Origin of the sequence: Enterobacter sp. SES19 (assembly GCF_011765665.1) — a bacterium.
GTDB lineage: Bacteria > Pseudomonadota > Gammaproteobacteria > Enterobacterales > Enterobacteriaceae > Enterobacter > Enterobacter pseudoroggenkampii.
The window spans coordinates 4,532,653-4,559,068 of the sequence record NZ_CP050320.1 but is presented as its reverse complement, the minus strand read 5'-3'; the positions used below and the strand labels follow the sequence as shown (position 1 = coordinate 4,559,068).

Below are 26,416 nucleotides of genomic sequence, written 5' to 3'. Positions count from 1 at the left end.
CACCAGAGGTTGAAATCCCTATGTACCAGGTTGTTGCATCTGATTTAGATGGCACGCTGCTTTCCCCTGACCACACCCTGTCGCCTTACGCGAAAGAGACCCTAAAGCTGCTGACGGCACGGGGCGTGAACTTTGTGTTTGCCACCGGCCGCCACCACGTCGACGTGGGGCAGATCCGCGATAATCTTGAGATCAAATCGTACATGATCACCTCCAACGGTGCGCGCGTGCATGATACCGACGGCAACCTGATCTTCACCCACAACCTGGATCGCGATATTGCCGCCGATCTGTTTGGCGTGGTGCACAATAATCCGGCTATCGTCACCAACGTTTATCGTGACGACGACTGGTTCATGAACCGCCACCGCCCGGATGAAATGCGTTTCTTCAAAGAAGCGGTATTTAACTACTCCCTGTACGAGCCGGGTCTGCTGGAGCCGGAGGGGATCAGTAAGGTGTTCTTTACCTGTGACAGCCACGAAGAACTGCTCCCGCTGGAACAGGCGATCAACGCCCGCTGGGGCGATCGCGTTAACGTGAGCTTCTCAACCCTGACCTGTCTGGAAGTGATGGCGGGTGGCGTCTCCAAAGGCCACGCGCTGGAAGCCGTCGCGAAACGTCTGGGCTTCGAGCTGAAAGACTGTATCGCCTTTGGTGACGGCATGAACGATGCCGAAATGCTGTCGATGGCAGGCAAGGGCTGCATTATGGAGAATGCGCACCAGCGTCTGAAAGATTTGCACCCGGAGCTGGAAGTGATCGGCACCAACGCAGACAATGCGGTACCGAAATACCTGCGCAAACTGTTCCTTGAATAATCTTCATTTGGTTGTTTATTGCTCAGATGTCAACTAAAGAGTTCGCTACAATGCCTCTCCTTCTTTCTGAGAGACAAGCATTGTGGCGCTACTCATTATCACCACTATCCTGTGGGCCTTCTCCTTTAGCCTGATTGGCGAATACCTTGCCGGTTCGGTCGACAGCTACTTCTCGGTGCTGATGCGCGTGGGGCTGGCGGCGCTGGTATTCCTGCCGTTTCTGCGTACGCGCGGGCAATCGCTGAAAACGATTGTGCTGTACATGCTGGTGGGGGCGATGCAGCTCGGCATCATGTACCTGTTCAGCTTCCGGGCTTACGTCTATCTGTCCGTCTCGGAATTCCTGCTCTTTACCGTGCTGACGCCGCTCTACATCACGCTGATATACGATCTGCTGAGTAAACGCCGCCTGCGCTGGGGATACCTGCTTAGCGCGGCGCTGGCGGTGATTGGCGCAGCGATTATTCGCTACGACAAAGTCAGCGATCACTTCTGGACCGGACTGATGTTCGTCCAGCTCGCCAATATCAGTTTCGCCATCGGCATGGTGGGCTATAAGCGCCTGATGGAAACCCGCCCGATGCCGCAGCATAACGCGTTCGCCTGGTTTTATATGGGCGCCGCGATTGTCGCAGTGGCGGCGTGGTTTATGCTCGGTAACCCGCACAAGCTGCCGACCACCGCCGTGCAGTGGGGCGTGCTGATCTGGCTGGGCGTCGTGGCTTCCGGGTTGGGGTACTTCATATGGAACTACGGCGCGACGCAGGTCGACGCCGGTACGCTGGGGATCATGAACAATGTGCATGTCCCGGCTGGGTTGTTGGTCAACCTCGCCATCTGGCAGCAACAGCCGCACTGGCCGAGCTTCCTTATTGGGGGAGCGGTGATCCTGGCTTCGCTGTGGGTCCATCGCCGCTGGGTCGCTCCGCGCTCCGCACAAACGGAAGATGGTCGCACGCGTGGTTCCGCGCTGAGCGAATAAACGCCTCCGTAATCGGCTGACGCTGCTCGCCATCGCGCACGGCGGCGTACAGTCGACTCCACAGTCCTTCACCCAGGGTTTTGGTCACCACCAGACCCTGGCGTTCAAAGCTCTCTACCACCCAGTGCGGCAGCGCCGCGATACCCATTCTGGCCGCCACCATCTGAATCAACAGCAGGGTGTTATCCACGCTTTTCAGCTGCGGACTGATGCCCGCGGGCTGCAGGAAGTGGCGCCAGATATCCAGACGACTGCGCTGAACCGGGTAAATCAGCAGCGTTTCCGTCGCCAGGTCTTCCGGCGTGATGCGCGTTTTCGCCGCCAGCGGATGATCCGGTGCCAGGACCAGGCGCACTTCATAATCAAACATCGGCGAATAGTGCAGGCCGCTGCGCGGCAGGATGTCAGAGGTCATCACCAGGTCCAGCTCGCCCTGCTGCAGGGACGGCTGCGGGTCGAACGTCACGCCGGATTTGAAGTCCATCTCCACCTGCGGCCACTTCTGGCGGAAGTTCTCAAGCGCGGGGGTCAGCCACTGAATACAGCTGTGGCACTCAATGGCGATACGCAGCGTGGTTTGTTGCGGTTCGTTACACGCCTGCAGCGCGCTGGCGATTTGCGGCAGGACCTGATTCGCCAGCTGCAACAGTATCTCACCTTGCGGCGTAAAGCGCAGGGGCTGGCTCTTACGCACAAAAAGACGGAAGCCGAGGCGTTGTTCCAGATCGCTGAACTGGTGAGAAAGGGCGGACTGGGTCTGGTGCAGCGTGGCAGCCGCAGCCGCGAGCGAGCCGCAGTTCCGCAACGCTTGTAGCGTTTTCAGGTGTTTTATCTCGATCATGAAAGTCCTTCACTTCGCCATGAACATATTGCGCTTGAGGAATATACAGTACCTGCCAATTATAGATGTGTAAACATCTGGACGTCTAAATAACGAATTTCACAAGGGGCACACCATGACAATCCGCAATCACACACTCGGTTTCCCTCGCGTTGGCCTGCGTCGCGAGCTGAAAAAAGCGCAAGAAAGCTACTGGGCGGGGAACGCCACCCGTGAAGAACTGCTGGCGGTGGGACGCGAGCTGCGCGCCCGTCACTGGGATCAGCAAAAACAGGCGGGCATTGACCTGCTGCCGGTGGGCGATTTCGCCTGGTACGACCATGTTCTGACGACCAGCCTGCTGCTTGGCAACGTGCCGGCTCGTCATCAGAACAAAGATGGATCGGTAGATATCGATACCCTGTTCCGCATCGGCCGTGGCCGTGCGCCAACGGGTGAGCCAGCGGCAGCGGCGGAAATGACTAAATGGTTTAACACTAACTATCACTATATGGTGCCGGAGTTCGTAAAAGGTCAGCAGTTCAGGCTGACCTGGACGCAGCTTCTGGATGAAGTGGACGAAGCGCTGGCGCTGGGCCATCAGGTGAAACCGGTTCTGCTCGGGCCGGTAACGTACCTGTGGCTGGGTAAAGTAAAAGGCGAGCAGTTTGACCGACTCAGCCTGCTGAAGGACATTCTGCCGGTCTACAAACAGGTGCTGATTGAGCTGGGCAAACGCGGCATTCAGTGGGTGCAAATCGACGAGCCGGCGCTGGTGCTCGAACTGCCCAAGGTTTGGCTCGATGCCTTCAAACCGGCGTATGACGCGCTGGCGGGGCAAGTGAAGCTGCTGCTGACCACCTATTTCGAAGGCGTAACGCCGAACCTTAACACCATTACCGCGTTGCCGGTTCAGGGCCTGCACGTTGACCTCGTACACGGTAAAGACGATGTGGCGGAGCTGCACAAGCGCCTGCCTGTGGACTGGCTGCTCTCCGCCGGGCTGATTAACGGTCGTAACGTCTGGCGTGCCGATCTCACCGGGAAATACGCTCAAATAAAAGACATCGTCGGCAAACGTGAGCTGTGGGTGGCTTCGTCCTGTTCCCTGCTGCACAGCCCGATCGATCTGAGCGTGGAGACTCGCCTGGATGCCGAGGTGAAAAGCTGGTTTGCCTTCGCCCTGCAAAAATGCGAAGAGCTGACGCTGCTGCGCGATGCGCTGAACAGCGGCGACACGGCGGCGATCGCCGAATGGAGCGCACCGATCCAGGCGCGTCGTCACTCGGCGCGCGTGCACAACCCGGCGGTGGAAAAACGCCTGACGGCCATCACCGCCCAGGACAGCCAGCGTCAGAGCCCGTATGAAGTCCGCGCTGAAGCGCAGCGTGCCCGCTTCAACCTGCCTGCGTGGCCGACCACCACCATCGGTTCCTTTCCCCAAACCACCGAAATCCGTGGCCTGCGTCTGGACTTCAAAAAGGGCAATCTGGATGCGAATCACTATCGCACCGGTATCGCCGAACACATCAAGCAGGCGATTATCGAGCAGGAACGTCTGGGTCTGGACGTGCTGGTACACGGTGAGGCCGAGCGTAACGACATGGTGGAATACTTCGGTGAGCATCTCGACGGCTTTGTGTTTACCCAGAACGGCTGGGTGCAGAGCTACGGCTCCCGCTGCGTGAAGCCGCCGGTGGTGATCGGCGACGTCAGCCGTACGGAAGCGATCACCGTGGAGTGGGCGAAATACGCGCAGTCCCTCACGGACAAGCCGGTGAAAGGCATGCTCACCGGTCCGGTGACCATTCTTTGCTGGTCCTTCCCGCGTGAAGACGTGACCCGTGAAACCATCGCCAAACAGATTGCCCTGGCACTGCGTGATGAAGTGGCGGATCTGGAAGCAGCAGGCATTGGCATTATTCAGATTGACGAACCGGCACTGCGCGAAGGCCTGCCGTTGCGTCGCAGCGACTGGGATGCCTACCTGCAGTGGGGTGTGGAGGCGTTCCGCATCAACGCCGCGGTGGCGAAGGACGACACCCAGATCCACACCCACATGTGTTACTGCGAATTTAACGACATCATGGATTCGATTGCCGCGCTGGACGCCGACGTGATCACCATTGAGACGTCGCGCTCAGACATGGAGCTGCTGGAGTCGTTCGAAGAGTTCGAGTACCCGAACGAAATCGGGCCGGGCGTGTACGACATTCACTCCCCGAACGTGCCGAGCGTGGAGTGGATTGAAGCCCTGCTGAAAAAAGCGGCCCAGCGCATTCCGGCTGAGCGCCTGTGGGTGAACCCGGACTGCGGCCTGAAAACCCGCGGCTGGCCGGAGACGCGTGCGGCGCTGGCGAACATGGTGAAGGCAGCACAGAACTTGCGTCAGGCATAATTGTGACGCGCGATGGCCGGGTGCCAGCCCGGCCTTATCGTACTTAGCTCAGGTCTGCGCCATTGCTGGCAATCACTTTTTGGTACCACCAGAAGGAGTCTTTTTTCAGCCGTTTCAACGTACCGTTGCCTTCATCGTCCTGATCGACATAGATAAAACCGTAGCGTTTGGACATCTGCGAGGTGCCCGCGCTAATGATGTCGATACAGCCCCACGTGGTGAACCCTATCACCTCCACGCCTTCATTAATCGCGGCCAGCGTTTGCGCGAAGTGCGCGCGGAAATAGTCGATGCGATAGCTATCGTGGATCCTGCCGTTTTCGACCACATCCTTCGCGCCCAGACCGTTTTCAACGATAAACAGCGGCTTCCGGTAACGGTCATACAGCTCCAGCAGCGAGATTTTTAACCCAAGCGGATCAATCTGCCATCCCCATTCGGACGCAGGCAGATACGGGTTTTTCACACCGAGAACGGTATTCCCGGGAATGCGTTCGGCGTCAGGCTGAGTGGATTCGGTCATCGACATGTAATAGCTGAAGGAGACGAAATCGACGGTATGCGCCTTTAAAATACGCCGATCGTCAGGGTGCATTTCAATATGGATATTTCGTCGTTCCAGATCGCGCAGGATCAGCGGCGGATAGTCGCCAAATACCTGCACGTCGGCATAAAAATAGTTTTCCAGGTTTTTCTTCAGCGTGGCTTCAACGTCTTCCGGACGGCAGCTGTGCGGATAGGTCGTCAGTTTGGTCAGCATGCACCCGACCTGGCTGCCCGGAATTTTGGCGTGGCAGTCTCGGGTGACCAGTGCAGACGCGACAAACTGATGATGCAGACCCTGATAGATATCCTGTTTCGCGTTGCCCGGCGCGCTTTTCTCTTCGCGAATGCCCGCGGTCGTAAAGGGATGGCGGTGAATACTGTCTATTTCATTGAAGGTTAGCCAGTAACGCACCAGCTCTTTGTAGCGGTCGAAACAAACATTGCTGAAGCGAACAAAGGCATCACCACATTACGATGCACCCAGCCGTTATATTTTTCGCTCAGCGCCAGCGGCATTTCGTAGTGGGAAAGGGTGACCAGCGGCTCGATGTTATGACGACGCAGCTCGCGGAACAGTTCTTCATAAAACTGCAGCCCGGCCTCGTTTGGCGCGGCGTCCTCGCCGGTCGGGAAAATACGCGACCAGGCAATGGATACGCGCAGTACCTTAAAACCCATCTCAGCAAACAGCGCGACGTCGTCTTTATAGTGGTGATAAAAATCGATGCCGCGGCGTTTTGGGTATAGCGCATCATTTTTACCTTCAAACGCGTCGCGGATATTCTCGTCCGTCAGGGCCATGTGGCCGCTGTAATCTTTCACGGAGAGGTTGGGTTTCCAGGCGACAGCGTCGGCAACGGACGGCCCTTTGCCGTCCACGTTCCATGCGCCTTCGGCCTGGTTGGCGGCAATCGCGCCGCCCCATAAAAAACCGTGTGGAAACGCGAGGGAATAGTCCATAACACGCACTCCTTATGCGTCATGATGATGGGAAAGGCTTACCCTTTTTTACCACCGTACTGACGGAACCACGTAAGCATCCGCTGCCATCCATCTTTCGCCGATTCTGCGTGATAGCTCGGACGATAGTCGGCGTTAAACGCATGCCCGGCATCCGGGTAAACCACAATCTCCGCCTTCGCATTTGCCGCGCGGAGCGCATGGCGCATGGTTTCTACCGAATCCAGCGAAATACCGGTGTCCTGACCGCCGTAAAGCCCTAACACGGGAGCATTCAACTCGGTGGCGATATCAACCGGATGTTTCGGTGAATTCAGCGTTTTTTCACCCACCAGTTTGCCGTACCAGGCGACAGCGGCTTTGAGCTGCGGGTTATGCGCGGCATACAGCCAGCTAATGCGTCCGCCCCAGCAGAAACCGGTGAGCAGCAGACGATGGGGATCGCCCCCGTTGCGCGCCGCCCAACTGGCGACGTGGTCGAGGTCGGCCAGCACCTGCGCGTCCGGGACTTTGCTGACCAGGTTGCTGAGCAAGGTGGGAATATCGCTGTAGTCGTTCGGATCGCCCTGACGGAAGTAGAGCTCTGGCGCAACGGCCAGATAGCCTTCCAGCGCCAGCCGGCGGCAGAGGTCGCGAATGTGTTCGTGAACACCGAAAATTTCCTGAACCACGATCACGATGGGCAGCGGGCCGTCTGCCGATTTTGGTCGTGCGTGGTAAGCAGGCATGTTCTCTCCCTGCGTGGGAATGGAGGTCTCACCCGCGGTGATGGCATCTTCAGACGTTGAGACGATGGTTGAGGCATGCGGGGCCGCAGCAGGTGCAAAACCGGTTTTTTCAGTCATGGCATTCTCCGTACCAATCAGTTAGCGCAAAGGTAAATATAGACACCAGGTTAACAACTCACAGTGCCTTAAACGGTCTATCTTTTGTGCAGCACCTGACGATATAACTTGTTAATGTGATGTAAATCACTTTTTGATGGAAATTCGATGCAATCATTTTCATTCATGGTGAGATGCGTCACGAAATTATGCTTACTGCTTCTGTAAAGTACCGTTTTACTTCTTCTGACTAACCGACCCACAGAGGAGTCACCTATGTCTAAGTCTGATGTTTTTCATCTCGGCCTCACTAAAAACGATTTACAAGGGGCTACGCTCGCTATCGTCCCTGGCGATCCAGAGCGTGTGGAAAAGATCGCCGCGCTGATGGATAAGCCGGTTAAGCTGGCAGCCCATCGTGAATTCACCACCTGGCGCGCAGAGCTGGATGGTAAAGCCGTGATTGTGTGTTCTACCGGTATCGGTGGCCCGTCTACTTCGATTGCTGTTGAAGAGCTGGCACAGCTGGGCATTCGTACTTTCCTGCGTATCGGTACCACTGGCGCTATCCAGCCGCACATCAACGTCGGCGACGTGCTGGTGACGACCGCGTCTGTGCGTCTGGATGGCGCAAGCCTCCACTTTGCGCCGATGGAGTTCCCGGCGGTGGCCGATTTCGAGTGCACCACCGCGCTGGTTGAAGCCGCGAAATCCGTGGGCGCCACCACCCACGTGGGCGTGACCGCTTCGTCCGATACCTTCTACCCGGGCCAGGAGCGTTACGACACCTTCTCTGGCCGCGTGGTAAGCCGCTTCAAAGGCTCCATGGAAGAGTGGCAGTCAATGGGCGTGATGAACTACGAAATGGAATCCGCCACGCTGCTGACCATGTGCGCAAGCCAGGGTCTGCGTGCCGGTATGGTGGCGGGCGTTATCGTCAACCGTACCCAGCAGGAGATCCCGAACGCCGAAACCATGAAGCAGACCGAAAGCCATGCAGTGAAAATCGTGGTCGAAGCCGCGCGTCGCCTGATCTAGTCCCCTCCTTTCGAAATCAAAGGCCGGCACGTTCGGCCTTTATTTTTTGCGTAGCGCCTCGCAGGAAAACCCTTTCAAACTGGACGTTTATACAGCACAATCTTATTTTGTGCGGGTAATACGTTGATGCAGGGGGCATTGTGGATATCTCAATCCTGATTTATGCGGTGATTGCGCTGGTGGGCGTGGCGATAGGCTGGCTCATTTCCAGCTATCAGCATGCACAGCAGAAGGCCGAACAGCTGGCAGAGCGCGAAGAGATCGTCGCTGAATTAAGTGCGGCAAAGCAGCAGCTTGCCCTGAGTGACCACTGGCGCGACGAGTGCGAGCTGCTTAACAACGAGCTGCGCAATCTCCGTGATATCAACACCTCGCTGGAGGCCGATCTCCGCGAAGTGACCACCCGCCTTGAATCCACTCAGCTGCATGCGGAAGACAAAATCCGCCAGATGATCAACAGCGAGCAGCGCCTCAGCGAACAGTTTGAGAACCTCGCCAACCGTATTTTCGAGCACAGCAACCGCCGCGTTGATGAACAGAACCGCCAGAGCCTTAACAGCCTGCTGACGCCGCTGCGTGAACAGCTGGACGGTTTTCGTCGTCAGGTGCAGGACAGTTTTGGTCAGGAAGCCCGCGAGCGGCACACCCTGGCGCATGAGATTCGCAATCTCCAGCAGCTGAATGCCCAGATGGCGCAGGAAGCGGTCAACCTGACCCGCGCGCTCAAAGGGGATAACAAAACCCAGGGCAACTGGGGAGAAGTGGTGCTGACCCGCGTACTGGAAGCCTCCGGCCTGCGGGAAGGATATGAATACGAAACGCAGGTGAGTATCGAAAACGACGCCCGCTCGCGCATGCAGCCGGATGTGATCGTGAGGCTGCCGCAGGGTAAAGATGTGGTGATTGACGCCAAAATGACCCTGGTGGCGTATGAGCGTTACTTCAACGCGGAGGATGACTACACCCGCGAATCGGCGCTGCAGGAGCACATTGCCTCCGTGCGTAACCACATTCGCCTGCTCGGCAGAAAAGACTATCAGCAGTTGCCGGGTCTTCGCTCGCTGGACTATGTCCTGATGTTTATTCCGGTAGAGCCCGCGTTTCTGCTGGCACTCGACAGGCAGCCTGAACTCATCACCGAAGCGCTCAAAAATAACATTATGCTGGTCAGCCCTACCACGTTGCTGGTGGCGTTACGTACCATTGCGAACCTGTGGCGCTATGAACACCAGAGCCGCAACGCGCAGCAGATTGCCGATCGTGCCAGCAAGCTGTACGACAAAATGCGCCTCTTCGTGGACGACATGTCCTCAGTCGGGCAGAGCCTGGATCGTGCGCAGGATAACTACCGCCAGGCGATGAAAAAACTCACCTCGGGACGCGGCAATCTGCTGGCGCAGGCCGAATCATTCCGCAGCCTGGGGGTAGAGGTTAAACGCGAGATTAATCCGGAATTGGTGGAACAGGCCACCGCCCAGGACGACGAGTTTCGCCTGCGAGAAGGTGCGGACGAACAAAAGACAAACAGTGAAGACAACACGTTAGCGGTGGATTTATCACCAGACGAGACTCCAGCGCGTTTATTTCGCGGTGGTTGAAACGTAGGGCAAACGCGCCCAATCTGTTACACTTCACGAACATTTTACTGATAAGCAGGCTCTAAGATGGCTGACGATTCACAAGACACAACGCACTTTGGCTTTCAGACTGTCGCCAAAGCGCAGAAAGCTGACATGGTGGCCCACGTATTTCATTCCGTGGCGGCGAAGTACGATGTGATGAATGACCTGATGTCGTTCGGCATTCATCGCTTGTGGAAGCGCTTCACCATTGACTGTAGCGGCGTGCGTCGCGGACAAACGGTGCTGGATTTAGCCGGCGGTACGGGCGATTTAACCGCGAAATTCTCCCGTCTGGTGGGCGAAACCGGTCGCGTTGTTCTTGCCGATATTAATGACTCCATGCTGAAAATGGGCCGCGAAAAGCTGCGTAACATCGGCGTGGTGGGGAATGTGGAATATGTTCAGGCAAACGCCGAAGCGCTGCCGTTCCCGGACAATACCTTTGACTGCATCACGATCTCCTTCGGTCTGCGTAACGTAACCGACAAAGAAAAAGCGCTGCGCTCCATGTACCGCGTGCTGAAGCCGGGTGGACGTCTGCTGGTGCTCGAGTTCTCCAAACCGATCATTGAGCCGCTGAGCAAAGCCTACGACGCCTATTCCTTCCACGTGCTGCCGCGCATCGGTGAGTTGGTGGCGAATGATGCGGAAAGTTACCGCTATCTGGCGGAATCTATTCGTATGCACCCGGATCAGGACACCCTAAAAGCCATGATGCAGGATGCAGAATTTGAGAACGTTGAATATTTCAACCTGACGGCGGGTGTCGTCGCGCTGCATCGCGGTTACAAATTCTGAGTGGAGGTGTCCCGTGCCCTTTAAACCCTTAGTCTCCGCAGGCATCGAGAATGTACTGAATGCTTTCCTGTATCGCGCTCCGGCGCTGAAAGCTGCGCGTCAGCGGCTAAACGGGAAGGTATTGCGCATTGTTTTAAAAGAGTTATCGACGCCGCTTGTACTGGTCTTCAGCGAACGCCAGCTTGACGTACTGGGGGAGTGGGAAGGTGAAGCCGACTGCTCGGTCATCACGCACATGAGCGTGCTGCCAAAACTGCGCGATCGCCAGCAATTAACGGCGCTTATCCGCAGCGGTGAGCTGGAAGTAGAAGGCGACATTCAGGTCGTGCAGAACTTCGTTGCGCTCACCGATCTTGCGGAGTTCGACCCGGCAGAGCTGCTCGCGCCTTTTATCGGAGACATCGCCGCCGAAGGCATCGGGAAAGTCCTTCATGGTGGCGCCTCCTTTGCGCGTAAAAGCCTGCATCGTCAGCAACGCTATGCGGCGGAAGTGCTGACGGAGGAGTGGCGAATGGCGCCCGGGCCATTGGAAGTGGCGTGGTTTGCGGAAGAGACCGCTGCTGTTGAACGTGCGGTTGATGCGTTAACCAAACGGCTGGAAAAACTGGAGGGCAAATGACGCCTGGTGAAATTCGGCGCCTCTATTTTATTATTCGCACCTTTTTGAGCTACGGGCTCGACGAGCTTATCCCCAAAATGCGTATCACGCTGCCGCTTCGTATCTGGCGGCGGATGCTGTTCTGGATGCCCAATCGCCATAAAGGTCAACCGCTGGGTGAGCGTCTGCGTCTCGCGCTGCAGGAGCTCGGTCCGGTTTGGATTAAATTCGGACAGATGTTGTCGACCCGCCGCGATCTCTTCCCGCCGCTTATTGCCGATGAGCTCGCGATGCTGCAGGACCGCGTCGCACCGTTTGACGGCGCGCGCGCGAAAAAGCAAATTGAAGAGGCGATGGGAAATGTACCCGTCGAGACCTGGTTTGACGATTTCGACATTCACCCACTGGCATCGGCCTCTATCGCGCAGGTGCATACCGCGCGTCTGAAAGAAAACGGCAAAGAAGTTGTTATTAAGGTCATTCGTCCGGACATCCTGCCCATCATCAAAGCAGACATGAAGCTGATTTATCGTCTGGCGCGCTGGGTACCACGCTTGCTGCCGGACGGGCGTCGCCTTCGTCCACTGGAAGTGGTGCGGGAATATGAAAAAACGCTGATTGATGAGCTTAACCTGCTGCGCGAATCGGCAAACGCCATTCAGCTGCGTCGCAACTTTGAAAACAGCCCGATGCTCTATGTCCCTGAAGTCTATTCTGACTACTGCAGCCAGAACATGATGGTGATGGAGCGAATCTACGGTATTCCGGTTTCGGATGTGGTGGCCCTGGAGAAGCAGGGAACGAACATGAAGCTGTTGGCCGAGCGTGGGGTACAGGTCTTCTTTACCCAGGTGTTCCGCGACAGCTTTTTCCATGCGGACATGCATCCGGGCAATATCTTCGTGAGCTACGAACACCCTGAGGATCCGAAGTACATCGGTATCGACTGCGGGATTGTGGGGTCACTGAACAAGGAAGATAAACGGTATCTGGCTGAGAACTTCATCGCGTTCTTCAACCGCGACTACCGTAAGGTGGCCGAGCTGCACGTCGATTCAGGCTGGGTGCCGCCGGACACCAACGTCGAGGAGTTCGAGTTCGCGATCCGGACCGTTTGTGAACCGATTTTTGAAAAACCGCTGGCGGAAATCTCCTTCGGGCACGTGCTGTTAAACCTGTTCAACACGGCTCGCCGCTTTAATATGGAAGTTCAGCCACAGCTAGTTTTACTTCAGAAAACATTACTTTACGTTGAGGGTGTAGGCCGACAGCTCTATCCTCAGTTAGACTTGTGGAAGACCGCGAAACCTTTCCTTGAGTCCTGGATTAAGGATCAGGTTGGTATTCCGGCGCTGGTGCGCTCGCTGAAAGAGAAAGGCCCGTTCTGGATAGAAAAAATGCCTGAAATTCCTGAACTGGTTTATGACAGTTTGCGTCAGAGCAAGAACCTTCAGCACAGCATGGATAAAATCGCCCGCGAGCTTCAGTCCAGCCGGGTTCGCCAGGGCCAGTCACGCTATCTCTTTGGGATTGGCGCAACGCTGCTGTTGAGCGGTACGCTGCTGCTGATCAACCGTCCGGACTGGCAGATGATGCCCGCCTGGCTGATGGCCGCCGGGGTGGTTGTCTGGCTTGCCGGATGGCGAAAAACGCGCTGAGTTTGCGTCGCTATCGACGGGTCGCATACGTATAATGCGACCTGACTAATTAATCATCTATCCCTGAGGAACATGTATGGGTGGTATCAGTATCTGGCAATTGTTGATCATTGCCGTCATCGTCGTGCTGCTGTTTGGCACCAAAAAGCTCGGTTCTATTGGTTCCGACCTGGGCGCGTCTATCAAAGGCTTCAAGAAAGCGATGAGCGATGATGAGAGCAAGCAGGATAAAACCAGCCAGGACGCTGATTTTACTGCTAAGTCCATCGCCGATAAGCAGGAAGAAGCCAAAAAGGAAGACGCTAAACGCCACGATAAAGAGCAGGTGTAAGTCGTGTTCGACATTGGTTTTAGTGAGCTCCTGCTGGTCTTTGTGATTGGCCTGATTGTGCTGGGGCCGCAGCGTCTGCCGGTGGCAGTGAAGACCGTTGCGGGCTGGGTTCGTGCGCTGAGATCGCTGGCATCGACCGTTCAGAATGAGCTGGCGCAGGAGCTTAAGCTGCAGGAATTTCAGGAAAGCCTTAAAAAGGTCGAGAAGGCGAGCATGGATAACCTGACGCCGGAACTGAAAGCGTCAATGGATGAGCTGCGCGAAGCGGCGGAATCCATGAAGCGCTCCTACAGCGTTAACGATCCTGAAAAAGCGAGCGATGAAGCGAACACCATCCATAACCCGGTGGTGAAGGGCAGCGAGGAGCAGCGCGAGGGCGTAACGCCTGCCAGCGCAGAACATCAGGCTGCCGCGCCAGAACAGACGCCGCAGGAAACCGAAGTGAAAAAACAGGTGCAGCCGGAAGAGCCGGTGGCAAAAACGGCGGAAGTGAAGCCCGCTGCGTCCGTTTCCGAATCATCCCCCTCGTCGAGTGATAAAGCGTAAACATGGCAGTAGATGATACTCAACCGCTGATTGCGCACCTCATTGAGCTGCGTAAGCGCCTGTTAAACTGCATTATTGCGGTTTTACTCATATTCCTGTGCCTGGTCTATTTTGCCAACGATATCTATCAGGTGGTCTCTGCACCGCTGATTAAGCAGATGCCGCTGGGCGCAACGATGATTGCAACAGACGTTGCTTCTCCGTTCTTTACCCCCATCAAGCTGACCTTCTGGGTGTCGTTGATTGCCTCAGCGCCGGTCATTCTTTATCAGGTGTGGGCGTTTGTGGCGCCAGCGCTGTATAAACACGAACGTAAGCTGGTGATCCCGCTGCTGGTGTCTAGTTCGCTGCTGTTCTATATCGGCATGGCGTTTGCCTATTTCGTTGTCTTCCCGCTGGCCTTCGGCTTCCTGACGCATACCGCGCCGGAAGGGGTCCAGGTGTCGACGGATATCGCCAGCTACCTCAGCTTTGTGATGGCGCTGTTTATGGCGTTCGGCGTGGCATTCGAAGTGCCGGTGGCCATTGTGCTGCTTTGCTGGGTAGGGGTAACAACCCCGGATGACCTGCGTAAGAAGCGTCCGTATATCCTGGTGGGCGCCTTTGTGGTCGGCATGCTGCTGACACCGCCGGACGTGTTCTCGCAGACGCTGCTGGCCATACCGATGTACTGTCTGTTTGAGGTCGGCGTATTCTTCTCGCGTTTCTACGTGGGTAAAGGACGTCGAGCGGATGACGAAGACGATACGTCCGACAAGACCACTGAAGAGTAAAACCAGCCGCCCGTCAGGGCGGTTGTTATATGGGGATTTGCATGTTTGATATCGGACTCAATCTGACCAGCTCGCAGTTTGCGAAAGATCGTGATGAGGTGGTTGCGCGCGCGTTTGCTGCCGGGGTGAAAGGGCTGCTGCTGACGGGCACCAACCTGCATGAGAGCGAGCAGGCGCAGCAGCTGGCGCAACGCTACGATCGCTGTTGGTCTACTGCTGGTGTACATCCTCACGACAGTAGCCAGTGGACCCCGGAAAGTGGCGACACCCTGTACAGGCTGGCGAAGACGCCAGAAGTGGTAGCGATCGGCGAATGCGGTCTCGATTTCAACCGTAACTTTTCCACGCCTGAAGAGCAGGAAAAAGCATTCACTGCCCAGCTTGCGCTGGCGGCAGAGCTTGGAATGCCCGTATTTATGCACTGCCGCGACGCGCATGAGCGTTTCCTGGCACTTCTGGATCCGTGGCTGGAGAAACTGCCCGGCGCGGTACTCCACTGCTTTACCGGTTCACGACAGGAAACACTGGATTGCCTGAAGCGAGGGCTTTATCTGGGTGTTACTGGCTGGGTTTGCGATGAGCGTCGCGGGCTCGAACTTCGGGAGCTGTTGCCAGCGATCCCGGCTTACCGGTTGCTCCTTGAAACCGATGCGCCCTATCTGCTACCGCGCGATATGAAACCCAAACCGGCATCGCGGCGAAATGAGCCCGCGTATCTGGGGCACATTGTTGAGAGCGTTGCGAAGTGGCGCGGAGAGGATCCGCACTGGCTTTCGGCGCAGACGGATAACAACGTGCGTAATCTGTTCGGAATAAACGTTTAAAGTTTGCGGAAGTCGGTGTTTTTAACGCTCTGCAGCACCTGCTTGTTCAGCAGATTGAGCAACAGCATAGAGCGCGCTTCTCCGTCCGGCTCGGCAAAAATCGCCTGCAGACCTTCGAAAGCGCCTTCGGTAATTACGACGCTATCGCCCGTGTAAGGGGTTTCGGGGTCGGTGATCCCTTCAGGCTGTTGATAAATCGACAGCTGATGAATGACCGTCGACGGAACCGTTGCCGGGTGAGCACCAAAACGAACGAAGTGGCTGACGCCACGCGTGGCGCTGATGGTGGTGGTGTGGATGACTTCCGGGTCGAACTCCACGAACAGGTAGTTCGGGAACAACGGCTCACTGACGGTTGTGCGCTTCCCGCGCTGCATTTTTTCAAGCGTGATCACGGGTGTCAGGCAATTTACAGACTGACGTTCAAGATGTTCCTGCGCGCGCTGAAGTTGCCCGCGTTTGCAATACAGTAAATACCAGGCCTGCATAATCACTCTTTCCCTTAGTTCGGGGCGCAAGCATATCAAAACCCTGGCGGGATCGCTAAGTTGATTATAATGGGCGAAAATGGGACAGAACGCATAACTTCACGCTAATTTAACAAAATTACAGCATCAAGCAGGCTTACGCCGTATAATGAAGCGCTTACAGAGAGGCCATGATTAACTGCATGAAATACCACGATCTCCGCGACTTCCTGACGCTGCTGGAAAAGCAGGGTGAACTCAAACGTATTACACTTCCTGTTGATCCTTATCTGGAGATGACAGAAATTGCTGACCGCACCCTGCGTGCCGGTGGCCCCGCGTTACTGTTTGAAAATCCGAAAGGGTACTCCATGCCGGTGCTGTGCAACCTGTTTGGTACACCGCGTCGCGTCGCACTGGGGATGGGGCAGGAAGACGTCACGGCGCTGCGTGAAGTCGGTAAGCTGCTGGCGTTTCTGAAAGAGCCGGAGCCACCGAAAGGCTTCCGCGATCTGTTCGACAAACTGCCGCAGTTTAAGCAGGTGCTGAACATGCCCACTAAACGCCTGCGCGGCGCGCCGTGCCAGCAGAAGGTGCTGGAAGGCGATGCGGTTGATTTGACTAAAATCCCTATCATGCAGTGCTGGCCGGAAGATGCTGCGCCGCTGATCACCTGGGGGCTCACCGTTACGCGCGGCCCTCACAAAGAGCGGCAAAACCTCGGTATTTACCGCCAGCAGTTGATTGGCAAGAATAAACTCATCATGCGCTGGCTGTCGCATCGCGGCGGCGCGCTGGATTTCCAGGAGTGGTGCGCTGCGCATCCGGGGGAGCGTTTCCCGGTGTCTGTCGCTTTAGGCGCCGATCCGGCCACCATTCTGGGAGCCGTCACCCCCGTGCCGGATACCCTTTCTGAATATGCGTTTGCAGGCCTGCTGCGCGGAACGAAAACCGAAGTCGTGAAGTGTATTTCTAACGATCTCGAAGTTCCGGCCAGTGCAGAAATTGTGCTGGAGGGTTACCTTGAGCAGGGTGAAATGGCGCCAGAAGGCCCTTACGGCGACCACACCGGCTATTACAATGAAGTGGATAACTTCCCGGTGTTTACCGTGACGCACATTACGCAGCGTGAAGATGCGATTTATCACTCCACGTATACCGGACGCCCACCGGACGAACCGGCGGTGCTGGGCGTGGCGCTGAATGAAGTGTTTGTGCCGATCCTGCAAAAGCAGTTCCCGGAAATAGTTGATTTTTATCTGCCGCCTGAAGGATGCTCGTATCGCATGGCGGTGGTCACGATGAAGAAGCAGTATCCAGGTCATGCTAAACGCGTGATGATGGGCGTGTGGTCTTTCCTGCGCCAGTTTATGTATACCAAATTTGTTATTGTCTGCGATGATGACGTTAACGCCCGCGACTGGAATGACGTAATCTGGGCCATTACCACGCGAATGGACCCGGCGCGCGATACGGTGTTAGTCGAAAACACGCCGATAGATTACCTGGATTTTGCCTCGCCGGTTTCCGGTCTTGGCTCAAAGATGGGACTGGATGCCACAAATAAATGGCCTGGCGAAACCGACCGTGAATGGGGGCGCCCGATCAAAAAAGATCCTGCTGTGACCGCGCGCATTGACGCGATCTGGGACGAGCTGGCCATAATGAATAACGGTAAACCCTGAGCTGACCGTTAAGCCCTATAGACTTCCCGACAGAGAGAGCGAATGACAACCTTAAGCTGTAAAGTGACCTCGGTAGATGCCATCACCGACACCGTATATCGCGTCCGTTTAGTGCCAGAAGCGCCATTCTCTTTCCGCGCGGGTCAGTACCTGATGGTTGTGATGGATGAGCGTGATAAGCGTCCTTTCTCTATGGCCTCAACGCCGGCGGAGCAGGAATTTATTGAGCTTCATATTGGTGCGTCAGAGCTTAACCTGTATGCGATGGCGGTGATGGATCGCATCCTGAAGGAACGTGAAATCGTGGTGGATATTCCGCACGGTGATGCGTGGCTGCGCGATGACGAAGACCGTCCGCTGATCCTGATCGCTGGCGGTACAGGCTTCTCCTACGTGCGCTCCATTCTGTTGACCGCACTGGCGCGTAACCCGGACCGTGACATCACCATTTACTGGGGTGGCCGCGAAGAGAAACATCTGTACGATCTGTCTGAACTGGAAGCGCTGAGCGTCACCCATCCTAACCTGCGCATTGAGCCGGTGGTTGAGCAGCCGGAAGAGGGCTGGCGCGGGCGTAGCGGTACGGTGCTGACGGCGGTGCTGCAGGATCACGGTACGCTGGCTGGGCACGATATCTATATCGCTGGCCGTTTCGAGATGGCGAAAATCGCCCGCGATCTGTTCTGTAACGAACGTGATGCGCGTGAAGACCGCCTGTTTGGCGATGCGTTTGCCTTCATTTAAATAAAAAACCCGCCCTGACAGGCGGGAAGAACGGCAACTAAACTCTCTCTCTTCGCCAGTGACGCCACTGGCGGCGAGGTACCTCTCGTAGGCCGGGAAAGCGCAGCGCCTCCCGGCAAAAGCCCGATGGCGCGATGCTTATCGGGCCTACGTATTAGACCTACACTCTCTCAAACACCGTCGCGATACCCTGACCCAGCCCGATACACATCGTTGCCAGACCAAACTGGGCATCTTTGCGTTCCATCAGGTTGATCAGCGTCGTGCTGATGCGCGCACCGGAGCAGCCCAGCGGGTGACCGAGGGCGATCGCGCCGCCGTTGAGGTTAATCTTCTCGTCGATCTGATCCATCAGCCCCAGATCTTTAATGCATGGCAGGATCTGCGCGGCGAACGCTTCGTTCATCTCGAACAGATCGATGTCGCTGGCGGTTAAGCCCGCTTTTTTCAGCGCCAGCTTCGAGGCCGGAACCGGGCCGTAGCCCATGATTGAAGGATCGCAGCCCACAACCGCCATCGAACGTACCCGAGCGCGAGGGGTTAAGCCCAGCTCGCGGGCGCGGCTTTCGCTCATCACCAGCATCGCCGCGGCACCGTCGGACAGGGCGGACGACGTTCCCGCCGTGACCGTACCGGTGACCGGATCAAACGCCGGGCGCAGGGTAGACAGCGCTTCGACCGTGGTTTCCGGGCGGATGACTTCGTCGTAGCTGAACTGCTTCAGAACGCCGTCTGCGTCGTGACCGCCGGTCGGGATGATCTCATTCTTAAAGGCACCGGACTGTGTCGCCGCCCATGCGCGAGCGTGAGAGCGCGCGGCAAAGGCATCCTGCATTTCACGGCTGATGCCGTGCAGACGAGAAAGCATCTCGGCGGTCAGACCCATCATCCCCGCGGCTTTCGCCACGTTACGGCTCATCCCCGGGTGGAAATCGACCCCGTGGCTCATCGGCACGTGGCCCATGTGCTCAACGCCGCCCACCAGGCAGGCCTGCGCATCGCCGGTCATGATCATGCGCGCCGCGTCGTGCAGCGCCTGCATTGACGAACCGCACAGGCGGTTCACGGTGACGGCCGGAACTGAATGTGGGATCTCCGCCAGCAGCGACGCGTTGCGGGCGATGTTAAAGCCTTGCTCCAGGGTCTGCTGCACGCAGCCCCAGTAGATATCGTCCAGCGCAGCAGGATCCAGCGCCGGGTTACGCGCCAGCAGGCTACGCATCAGGTGCGCGGAGAGGTCTTCCGCACGCACGTTACGGAATGCACCGCCTTTTGAACGGCCCATCGGGGTGCGAATCGCATCAACAATGACAACCTTTTCCATTGTGACTCCTTAAGCCGTTTTCAGTTCGCCAACCGGACGGGCTGGCTCAACTGCTGGATAGTAGGGTTCGTTATGGCGCGCTTTGTTACGCAGCCCTTCCGGCACTTCATACAGCGGGCCGAGGTGCTGATACTGCTGAGCCATATCGAGATAGCGGGCGCTACCGAGCGTGTCCAGCCAGCGGAACGCGCCGCCGTGGAACGGAGGGAAGCCCAGGCCGTATACCAGCGCCATATCGGCTTCTGCAGGGCTGGCGATGATGCCTTCTTCGAGGCAACGCACCACTTCGTTGATCATCGGAATCATCATGCGGGCGATGATCTCATCGTCGGTGAAGTCGCGTTTCGGCTGACTGACATCGGCCAGCAGGCTATCCACCGCCGCGTCTTCTTCTTTCTTCGGTTTGCCCTTGCTGTCTTCTTTATAACGCCAGAAGCCCAGACCGTTTTTCTGACCGAAGCGGTTAGCGTCGAACAGCGCGTCAATCGCGTCGCGATAGTCTTTCTGCATGCGCTGCGGGAAGCCTGCCGCCATTACCGCCTGGGCGTGGTGGGCGGTATCAATGCCCACAACGTCCAGCAGATACGCCGGTCCCATCGGCCAGCCGAACTGTTTTTCCATCACTTTGTCGATTTTGCGGAAGTCCGCGCCGTCGCGCAGCAGCTGGCTAAAACCGGCGAAATAAGGGAACAGCACGCGGTTGACGAAGAAGCCCGGACAATCGTTAACGACGATCGGCGTTTTGCCCATCTTGCTTGCCCATGCCACCACTTTAGCGATGGTTTCGTCGGAGGTTTTTTCCCCACGGATCACTTCGACCAGCGGCATACGGTGTACCGGGTTGAAGAAGTGCATACCGCAGAAGTTTTCCGGACGCTTCAGCACGCTCGCCAGTTCGCTGATTGGAATGGTGGAGGTGTTAGAGGCCAGCACGGTATCCGGGCGAACCTTGTCTTCCGTTTCCGCCAGCACCGCTTTTTTAACTTTCGGGTTCTCGACGACGGCTTCGACCACCACGTCGACACGGTCGAAACCGCTGTATTCCAGCACGGGCTGAATGGTGGAGATCACGCCTGCAAGCTTCAGCCCGTCAATTTTTCCGCGTTCCAGCTGTTTATTCAGCAGCTTGGCCGCTTCGGTCATGCCCAGCGTCAGGGATTTCTCGCTGATGTCTTTCATCACTACCGGCACGCCTTTCCAGGCCGACTGGTAAGCGATGCCGCCACCCATAATGCCCGCGCCGAGTACCGCCGCATGTTTTGGCGTCTCAACGTTTTTGGTCAGCTGTTTGGCTTTGCCTTTCACGAACTGATCGTTAAGGAAGATACCGACCAGCGCGCGGGCTTCATTGGTGTGCGCCAGCGGGACAAAGCTCTGATTTTCGAGCTTCAGCGCGTCATCGCGTCCGAGACGGGCAGCCGCTTCAATGGTTTTCACCGCCGTGATTGGCGCCGGGTAGTGTTTACCCGCCGTCTGCATCACCATGCCTTTGGCGATGGTGAAGCTCATGGTGGCTTCAATCTTGCTGAGTTTTAACGGTTCCAGCTTCGGCTGGCGTTTGGCTTTCCAGTCGAGATCGCCGTTAATCGCCTGACGCAGAATGGCGACAGCACCTTCAACCAGCTTCTCAGGTTTCACAACGCCGTCGACCAGGCCGATTTTCTGCGCCTGTTCTGCGCCGACGTCTTTACCTGCGGCAATGATCTCCAGCGCGCTGTCGGCACCCAGCATGCGCGGCATACGGACGGAGCCGCCAAAGCCCGGCATGATGCCCAGCTTGGTTTCCGGCAGGCCGATGCGCAGGTCCGGTGTCGCCAGGCGATAGTCTGTCGCCAGCACGCACTCGCAGCCGCCGCCCAGTGCATAGCCGTTAACGGCGGAAATGGTCGGGACAGGCAGATCTTCCAGACGATTAAAGACGCTGTTGGCAAAGTGCAGCCACTGGCTCAGCTGTTCTTCCGGGACCAGGAACAGCGAAAGGAACTCGGTGATATCGGCACCGACGATAAAGGCCGCTTTGTTCGAACGCAGCAGCAGCCCTTTTAATTCAGGTTGTTTTTCAAGAACATCCAGCGCCTGGCCAAGACTGGCCACCGTCGCGGTATCAAGCTTGTTCACTGAGCCGGGGGCATCGAACACCAGTTCGGCAATGCCATCTTCCAGCCAGTTGAGGTACAGGGTGTCGCCTTTGTAGAGCATGTCAGTCTCCTGAATCCAGCAATTGGATCTGGTCATACCAGATGAATCGGAGTGTGGGATTTATGTTAATAAAATGCAAATTACTCATTAAGAAAATGCTGCATTGATCACGGTCGGTGGAAATCACGCAGCCGGAGTGAGGTGTGCTAAGATGCGATGACTTGAGGTCAAAAAAACGAAAGGAAGAATGATGGACTCACTGGCTTCGCTTTATAAAAATCATATCGTTACCCTACAAGAACGTACCCGCGATGTACTGGCCCGCTTTAAGCTGGATGCGCTGCTGATCCACTCCGGCGAGCTGATGAATACCTTTCTGGATGACCACGCTTATCCGTTTAAGGTGAACCCGCAGTTTAAAGCCTGGGTACCGGTGACGCAGGTTCCAAATTGCTGGCTGCTGGTGGATGGCGTGAACAAACCGAAACTGTGGTTCTACCTGCCGGTCGATTACTGGCACAACGTAGAACCGCTGCCGGCCTCTTTCTGGACGGAAGAGATAGAGGTCATTGCGCTGCCGAAAGCGGACGGTATTGGCAGCCAACTGCCTGCCGCGCGCGGCAACATCGGCTACATTGGCCCTGTTCCGGAGCGTGCGCTGAGTCTGGATATTCCGGCAGACAAACTCAATCCGAAAGGGGTGCTGGATTATCTGCACTATTACCGCGCATATAAAACCGACTATGAACTTTACTGCATGCGTGAAGCGCAAAAAACGGCGGTGAATGGTCACCGTGCGGCGCATGAAGCGTTCCAGTCGGGGATGAGCGAGTTCGACATCAATCAGGCCTATCTGACCGCGACAGGCCACCGTGATACCGACGTGCCGTACAGCAATATCGTCGCGCTGAACGAGCACGCGTCTGTGCTTCACTACACCAAACTGGATCACCAGGTTCCGTCGGAAATGCGCAGCTTCCTGCTGGACGCAGGGGCAGAGTACAACGGCTACGCGGCCGACCTGACCCGCACCTGGGCGGCGAATGCGGACACCGAGTTCGCGCAGCTGATCAAAGACGTGAACGATGAACAGCTGGCGCTGATTGCCACCATGAAGGCGGGCACCAGCTATGTGGATTACCACATCCAGTTCCATCAGCGCATCGCCAAACTGCTGCGTAAGCACCAGATTGTGAAAGACATGAGCGAAGAGGCGATGGTCGAGAACGATCTGACCGGGCCATTCATGCCGCACGGTATCGGCCATCCGCTGGGCCTGCAGGTTCACGACGTTGCGGGCTTTATGCAGGATGATACCGGTACGCACCTGGCGGCACCGTCTAAATATCCTTACCTGCGCTGCACCCGCATTCTGGAACCGCGCATGGTGCTGACGATTGAACCGGGGATCTACTTTATCGAATCCCTGTTGGCGCCGTGGCGTGAAGGCCAGTTCAGCAAGCACTTCAACTGGGAAAAAATTGACGCGCTGAAGCCGTTTGGCGGTATTCGTATCGAAGATAACGTGGTGATTCACGAAAACGGTATCGAGAATATGACGCGAGACCTGAAGCTGGCCTGATGGAAAGCTGGCTAATACCGGCTGAACCGGTCACCTTTGTTGAGGAAATCAAGAAAAGCCGCTTTATTACGCTGCTGGCGCATACCGACGGCGTAGAGGCGGCAAAAGCGTTTGTCGAGTCCGTCCGGGCTGAGCATCCTGACGCCCGTCACCACTGCGTGGCGTGGGTAGCAGGGCCGCCGGACGATTCACAGCAGCTGGGGTTTTCCGATGACGGTGAACCGGCGGGCACGGCCGGTAAACCCATGCTCTCCCAGCTTATGGGCAGCGGCGTGGGCGAAATAACCGCCGTGGTGGTGCGCTACTACGGCGGCATTTTGTTAGGCACCGGTGGGCTGGTTAAAGCCTATGGCGGGGGCGTGCAGCAGGCGCTTAATATGCTGGTCACTACCCGCAAAACGCCGCTTACCGAATATACTTTATTATGCGATTACGCCCAGCTATCGGGTATTGAAGCGCTGCTGCGGCAGTTTAACGGTGTCATCGCACACAGTGAATATCAGGCAATGGTGCAATTACGCGTGGCGCTTCCTCAGGCGGAACTGGCTGCTTTTTCAGCAAAACTCGCTGATTTTAGTCGTGGTTCGTTGCAATTGCTGCCGATTGAAGAATAATCCCCACCTCACTTTTGAATACCAAAGGAAGCGGCAGAGATGCATTTTCGTGCCATAACCCGAATCGTTGGACTGCTGGTCATACTCTTTTCCGGGACGATGATTCTCCCTGGACTGGTGGCGCTTATCTACCGGGACGGCGCGGGGCGGGCATTTACCCAGACCTTCTTTGTCGCGCTGGCGATCGGCTCCCTGCTGTGGTGGCCGAACCGTCGTCAGAAAGGTGAACTGAAATCTCGCGAAGGGTTTCTGATCGTCGTGCTGTTCTGGACGGTGCTGGGGAGCGTCGGTTCGCTGCCCTTTATCTTCTCTGAACAGCCTAACCTGAGCATCACGGATGCCTTCTTTGAATCCTTCTCCGGCTTAACGACGACCGGGGCGACGACGCTGGTAGGACTGGATTCGCTGCCGCACGCGATTCTCTTTTATCGTCAGATGCTGCAGTGGTTCGGCGGTATGGGGATCATCGTCCTGGCGGTGGCCATCCTGCCTATACTGGGCGTCGGGGGGATGCAGCTTTATCGCGCCGAAATGCCCGGGCCGCTGAAAGACAATAAGATGCGGCCGCGTATTGCCGAGACGGCAAAAACTCTCTGGCTTATCTATGTATTACTGACGGTGGCCTGTGCGCTGGCGCTATGGTTTGCCGGGATGCCCGCTTTCGACGCCATCGGACACAGCTTCGCGACGATTGCTATCGGCGGGTTCTCCACCCACGATGCCAGCGTCGGCTACTTCGACAGCCCAACGATTAACACGATTATTGCCATTTTCCTGCTGATCTCTGGCTGTAACTACGGCCTGCACTTCTCTTTACTGAGCGGGCGCAGCCTGAAGGTGTACTGGCGTGACCCAGAGTTCCGCATGTTCATTGGCGTCCAGCTGACGCTGGTGATCATCTGTACACTGGTATTGTGGTTCCATGATGTCTACAACTCCGCGTTGACCACGCTAAACCAGGCCTTCTTCCAGGTAGTATCGATGGCGACGACCGCCGGGTTTACCACGGACAGCATCGCGCGCTGGCCGCTGTTCCTGCCGGTGCTTCTGCTCTGTTCCGCGTTTATCGGCGGCTGTGCGGGGTCGACGGGCGGTGGCCTGAAGGTGATCCGTATTCTGCTGCTGTTCAAGCAGGGCAACCGTGAGCTGAAACGCCTGGTCCACCCGAACGCGGTCTACAGCATCAAGCTGGGTAACCGCGCGCTGCCGGAACGTATCCTCGAAGCGGTGTGGGGGTTCTTCTCGGCGTATGCGCTGGTCTTTATCGTCAGCATGCTGGCGATTATCGCGACGGGAGTGGATGATTTCTCCGCCTTTGCTTCCGTTGTCGCAACATTGAACAACCTTGGGCCTGGCCTGGGGGTTGTGGCGGATAACTTTGCCAGTATGAACCCGGTCGCGAAATGGATCCTCATCGCCAATATGCTGTTTGGTCGTCTTGAGGTCTTTACGCTGCTGGTGCTGTTCACCCCTACATTCTGGCGCGAGTAAGGAGCCGTTGATGAAAACACTGATTCTTTTCTCTACGCGAGACGGGCAAACGCGTGAGATTGCCGCGTATCTGGCATCTGAATTAAAAGAGCTGGGGATTTACTCGGATGTGGTGAACCTAAACCGTGCTGAGCAGATAAGCTGGCAGGATTACGACCGCGTGGTAATTGGTGCATCTATTCGTTACGGGCATTTCCATCCGGCGCTGGATCGTTTTGTGAAAAAGCACACGGCGGTGCTCAATAAACTGCCCGGTGCATTTTACTCGGTCAATCTGGTCGCGCGTAAACCCGAGAAGCGCACGCCGCAGACCAACAGCTACACGCGCAAGTTTTTACTCAGCTCGCCGTGGCAGCCTGAACTGTGCGCTGTCTTTGCCGGCGCGCTGCGCTACCCTCGCTACCGCTGGTATGACCGCTTTATGATCCGTCTTATTATGAAGATGACGGGGGGCGAAACCGACACGCGTAAAGAAGTGGTTTATACCGACTGGTCGCAGGTAGCCAGTTTTGCGCGAGAAATCGCACATTTAACGGGCGATTCGCGACATAAATAAGCGTTAAGTTTGAAAAGTGAGCGAACGAAAAGTTTTTTGTATTTTGTGCTTGTCACTTCAGAATAACTCCCTATAATGCGCCTCCACTGACACGGAACAACGGCACACACGCCGCCGGGTCAGCAGAGAATAGCGAAAATAAATGCTTGACTCTGAAGCGGGAAAGCGTAATATGCACACCCCGCGCCGCAGCGAAAACGAAGCGGCACTGCTCTTTAACAATTTATCAGACAATCTGTGTGGGCACTCAAAGTGACATGGATTCTTAATGTCTT

The 26,416-nt window shown here is 56.5% G+C and carries 23 protein-coding genes and 1 pseudogene; 18 read left to right on the top strand and 6 right to left on the bottom strand.

Going from position 1 to position 26,416, the window contains the following annotated elements; translation table 11 throughout:
- Positions 1-20: 20 nt before the first annotated feature.
- Positions 21-821: a sugar/pyridoxal phosphate phosphatase YigL gene (gene yigL / locus GXP72_RS21810; protein ID WP_024907991.1), complete on the top strand. Its 801-nt coding sequence runs from the start codon at positions 21-23 to the stop codon at positions 819-821.
- Between the two features lie 82 nt (positions 822-903).
- Positions 904-1,803, top strand: a complete 900-nt coding sequence (locus GXP72_RS21805; protein WP_208763337.1) for a carboxylate/amino acid/amine transporter — start codon at positions 904-906, stop codon at positions 1,801-1,803.
- Here the strand turns inward: GXP72_RS21805 and metR are convergent.
- Entirely contained in the window at positions 1,691-2,644 is a 954-nt protein-coding gene (gene metR, locus GXP72_RS21800; RefSeq protein WP_024907993.1) for an HTH-type transcriptional regulator MetR, read from the bottom strand. The genes GXP72_RS21805 and metR overlap by 113 nt on opposite strands.
- A 115-nt stretch (positions 2,645-2,759) precedes the next feature.
- Between metR and metE the strand changes: the two genes are divergently transcribed.
- Positions 2,760-5,021, top strand: coding sequence for a 5-methyltetrahydropteroyltriglutamate--homocysteine S-methyltransferase (metE, locus tag GXP72_RS21795; protein ID WP_090420948.1), 2,262 nt, complete (start codon positions 2,760-2,762; stop codon positions 5,019-5,021).
- Positions 5,022-5,064: 43 nt separating this feature from the next.
- Here metE and GXP72_RS21790 read toward each other — a convergent pair.
- Both GXP72_RS21790 and GXP72_RS21785 read right to left on the bottom strand, forming a co-directional pair.
- Positions 5,065-6,527: pseudogene (locus tag GXP72_RS21790) on the bottom strand (family 1 glycosylhydrolase).
- 38 nt (positions 6,528-6,565) lie between these two features.
- The gene (locus GXP72_RS21785; RefSeq protein WP_090420951.1) at positions 6,566-7,372 is read right to left on the bottom strand and encodes a dienelactone hydrolase family protein; all 807 of its coding nucleotides are present in this window, start codon (positions 7,370-7,372) and stop codon (positions 6,566-6,568) included.
- A 255-nt stretch (positions 7,373-7,627) separates the two neighbouring features.
- On the opposite strand from GXP72_RS21785, the gene udp reads away from it, so the two are divergent.
- The 9 genes from udp (at position 7,628) to tatD (ending at position 15,539) form a co-directional block, all read left to right on the top strand.
- Positions 7,628-8,389, top strand: a complete 762-nt coding sequence (gene udp / locus GXP72_RS21780) for a uridine phosphorylase (protein ID WP_003860792.1) — start codon at positions 7,628-7,630, stop codon at positions 8,387-8,389.
- Positions 8,390-8,529: 140 nt separating this feature from the next.
- Entirely contained in the window at positions 8,530-9,987 is a 1,458-nt protein-coding gene (gene rmuC / locus GXP72_RS21775; RefSeq protein WP_090420954.1) for a DNA recombination protein RmuC, read from the top strand.
- 66 nt (positions 9,988-10,053) lie between these two features.
- A complete protein-coding gene (gene ubiE / locus GXP72_RS21770; RefSeq protein WP_023309612.1) occupies positions 10,054-10,809 on the top strand; it encodes a bifunctional demethylmenaquinone methyltransferase/2-methoxy-6-polyprenyl-1,4-benzoquinol methylase UbiE in 756 nt (251 codons plus the stop codon).
- 13 nt (positions 10,810-10,822) lie between these two features.
- Positions 10,823-11,428 carry a ubiquinone biosynthesis protein UbiJ gene (gene ubiJ, locus GXP72_RS21765; protein ID WP_061716323.1) on the top strand — a complete coding sequence of 202 codons (606 nt, stop codon included), beginning with the start codon at positions 10,823-10,825 and terminating at the stop codon, positions 11,426-11,428.
- Positions 11,425-13,065 carry a ubiquinone biosynthesis regulatory protein kinase UbiB gene (gene ubiB / locus GXP72_RS21760; protein ID WP_024907999.1) on the top strand — a complete coding sequence of 547 codons (1,641 nt, stop codon included), beginning with the start codon at positions 11,425-11,427 and terminating at the stop codon, positions 13,063-13,065. The genes ubiJ and ubiB overlap by 4 nt, the downstream gene beginning before the upstream one ends.
- A 76-nt stretch (positions 13,066-13,141) precedes the next feature.
- Positions 13,142-13,396 (top strand): Sec-independent protein translocase subunit TatA, encoded by a 255-nt coding sequence (gene tatA, locus GXP72_RS21755; protein WP_024908000.1) that lies wholly within the window; start codon positions 13,142-13,144, stop codon positions 13,394-13,396.
- Between the two features lie 3 nt (positions 13,397-13,399).
- Positions 13,400-13,942, top strand: coding sequence for a Sec-independent protein translocase protein TatB (gene tatB, locus GXP72_RS21750; RefSeq protein ID WP_024908001.1), 543 nt, complete (start codon positions 13,400-13,402; stop codon positions 13,940-13,942).
- Positions 13,943-13,944: 2 nt separating this feature from the next.
- Entirely contained in the window at positions 13,945-14,715 is a 771-nt protein-coding gene (gene tatC, locus GXP72_RS21745) for a Sec-independent protein translocase subunit TatC (protein ID WP_032646063.1), read from the top strand.
- 41 nt (positions 14,716-14,756) lie between these two features.
- On the top strand, positions 14,757-15,539 hold the full coding sequence (gene tatD / locus GXP72_RS21740; protein ID WP_208763336.1) for a 3'-5' ssDNA/RNA exonuclease TatD: 783 nt from the start codon (positions 14,757-14,759) through the stop codon (positions 15,537-15,539).
- Here tatD and rfaH read toward each other — a convergent pair.
- Entirely contained in the window at positions 15,536-16,027 is a 492-nt protein-coding gene (rfaH, locus tag GXP72_RS21735; protein WP_023309605.1) for a transcription/translation regulatory transformer protein RfaH, read from the bottom strand. The genes tatD and rfaH overlap by 4 nt on opposite strands.
- Positions 16,028-16,200: 173 nt before the next feature.
- Between rfaH and ubiD the strand changes: the two genes are divergently transcribed.
- Together ubiD and fre are read left to right on the top strand one after the other, a co-directional pair.
- Complete coding sequence (ubiD, locus tag GXP72_RS21730; RefSeq protein ID WP_162269347.1) at positions 16,201-17,691, top strand: 4-hydroxy-3-polyprenylbenzoate decarboxylase; 1,491 nt, start codon at positions 16,201-16,203, stop codon at positions 17,689-17,691.
- A gap of 42 nt (positions 17,692-17,733) precedes the next feature.
- Positions 17,734-18,435, top strand: a complete 702-nt coding sequence (gene fre, locus GXP72_RS21725; RefSeq protein WP_008501516.1) for an NAD(P)H-flavin reductase — start codon at positions 17,734-17,736, stop codon at positions 18,433-18,435.
- A gap of 160 nt (positions 18,436-18,595) precedes the next feature.
- On the opposite strand, the gene fadA is transcribed toward fre, so the two are convergent.
- Both fadA and fadB read right to left on the bottom strand, forming a co-directional pair.
- Positions 18,596-19,759, bottom strand: a complete 1,164-nt coding sequence (fadA, locus tag GXP72_RS21720) for an acetyl-CoA C-acyltransferase FadA (protein ID WP_090420960.1) — start codon at positions 19,757-19,759, stop codon at positions 18,596-18,598.
- A gap of 9 nt (positions 19,760-19,768) precedes the next feature.
- Positions 19,769-21,958, bottom strand: a complete 2,190-nt coding sequence (gene fadB / locus GXP72_RS21715) for a fatty acid oxidation complex subunit alpha FadB (protein ID WP_090420963.1) — start codon at positions 21,956-21,958, stop codon at positions 19,769-19,771.
- 190 nt (positions 21,959-22,148) lie between these two features.
- Between fadB and pepQ the strand changes: the two genes are divergently transcribed.
- Genes pepQ through hemG form a run of 4 tightly spaced genes read left to right on the top strand, consistent with a single transcriptional unit; the run spans position 22,149 to position 26,141 of the window.
- The gene (gene pepQ / locus GXP72_RS21710) at positions 22,149-23,480 is read left to right on the top strand and encodes a Xaa-Pro dipeptidase (RefSeq protein WP_090420966.1); all 1,332 of its coding nucleotides are present in this window, start codon (positions 22,149-22,151) and stop codon (positions 23,478-23,480) included.
- Positions 23,480-24,094 carry an IMPACT family protein gene (locus tag GXP72_RS21705; protein WP_024908007.1) on the top strand — a complete coding sequence of 205 codons (615 nt, stop codon included), beginning with the start codon at positions 23,480-23,482 and terminating at the stop codon, positions 24,092-24,094. Before pepQ ends, GXP72_RS21705 begins: the two co-directional genes overlap by 1 nt.
- A 39-nt stretch (positions 24,095-24,133) precedes the next feature.
- Positions 24,134-25,585, top strand: coding sequence for a Trk system potassium transporter TrkH (gene trkH, locus GXP72_RS21700; RefSeq protein WP_023309600.1), 1,452 nt, complete (start codon positions 24,134-24,136; stop codon positions 25,583-25,585).
- Between the two features lie 10 nt (positions 25,586-25,595).
- Positions 25,596-26,141: a menaquinone-dependent protoporphyrinogen IX dehydrogenase gene (gene hemG, locus GXP72_RS21695; RefSeq protein ID WP_090420969.1), complete on the top strand. Its 546-nt coding sequence runs from the start codon at positions 25,596-25,598 to the stop codon at positions 26,139-26,141.
- Positions 26,142-26,416: the final 275 nt, after the last annotated feature.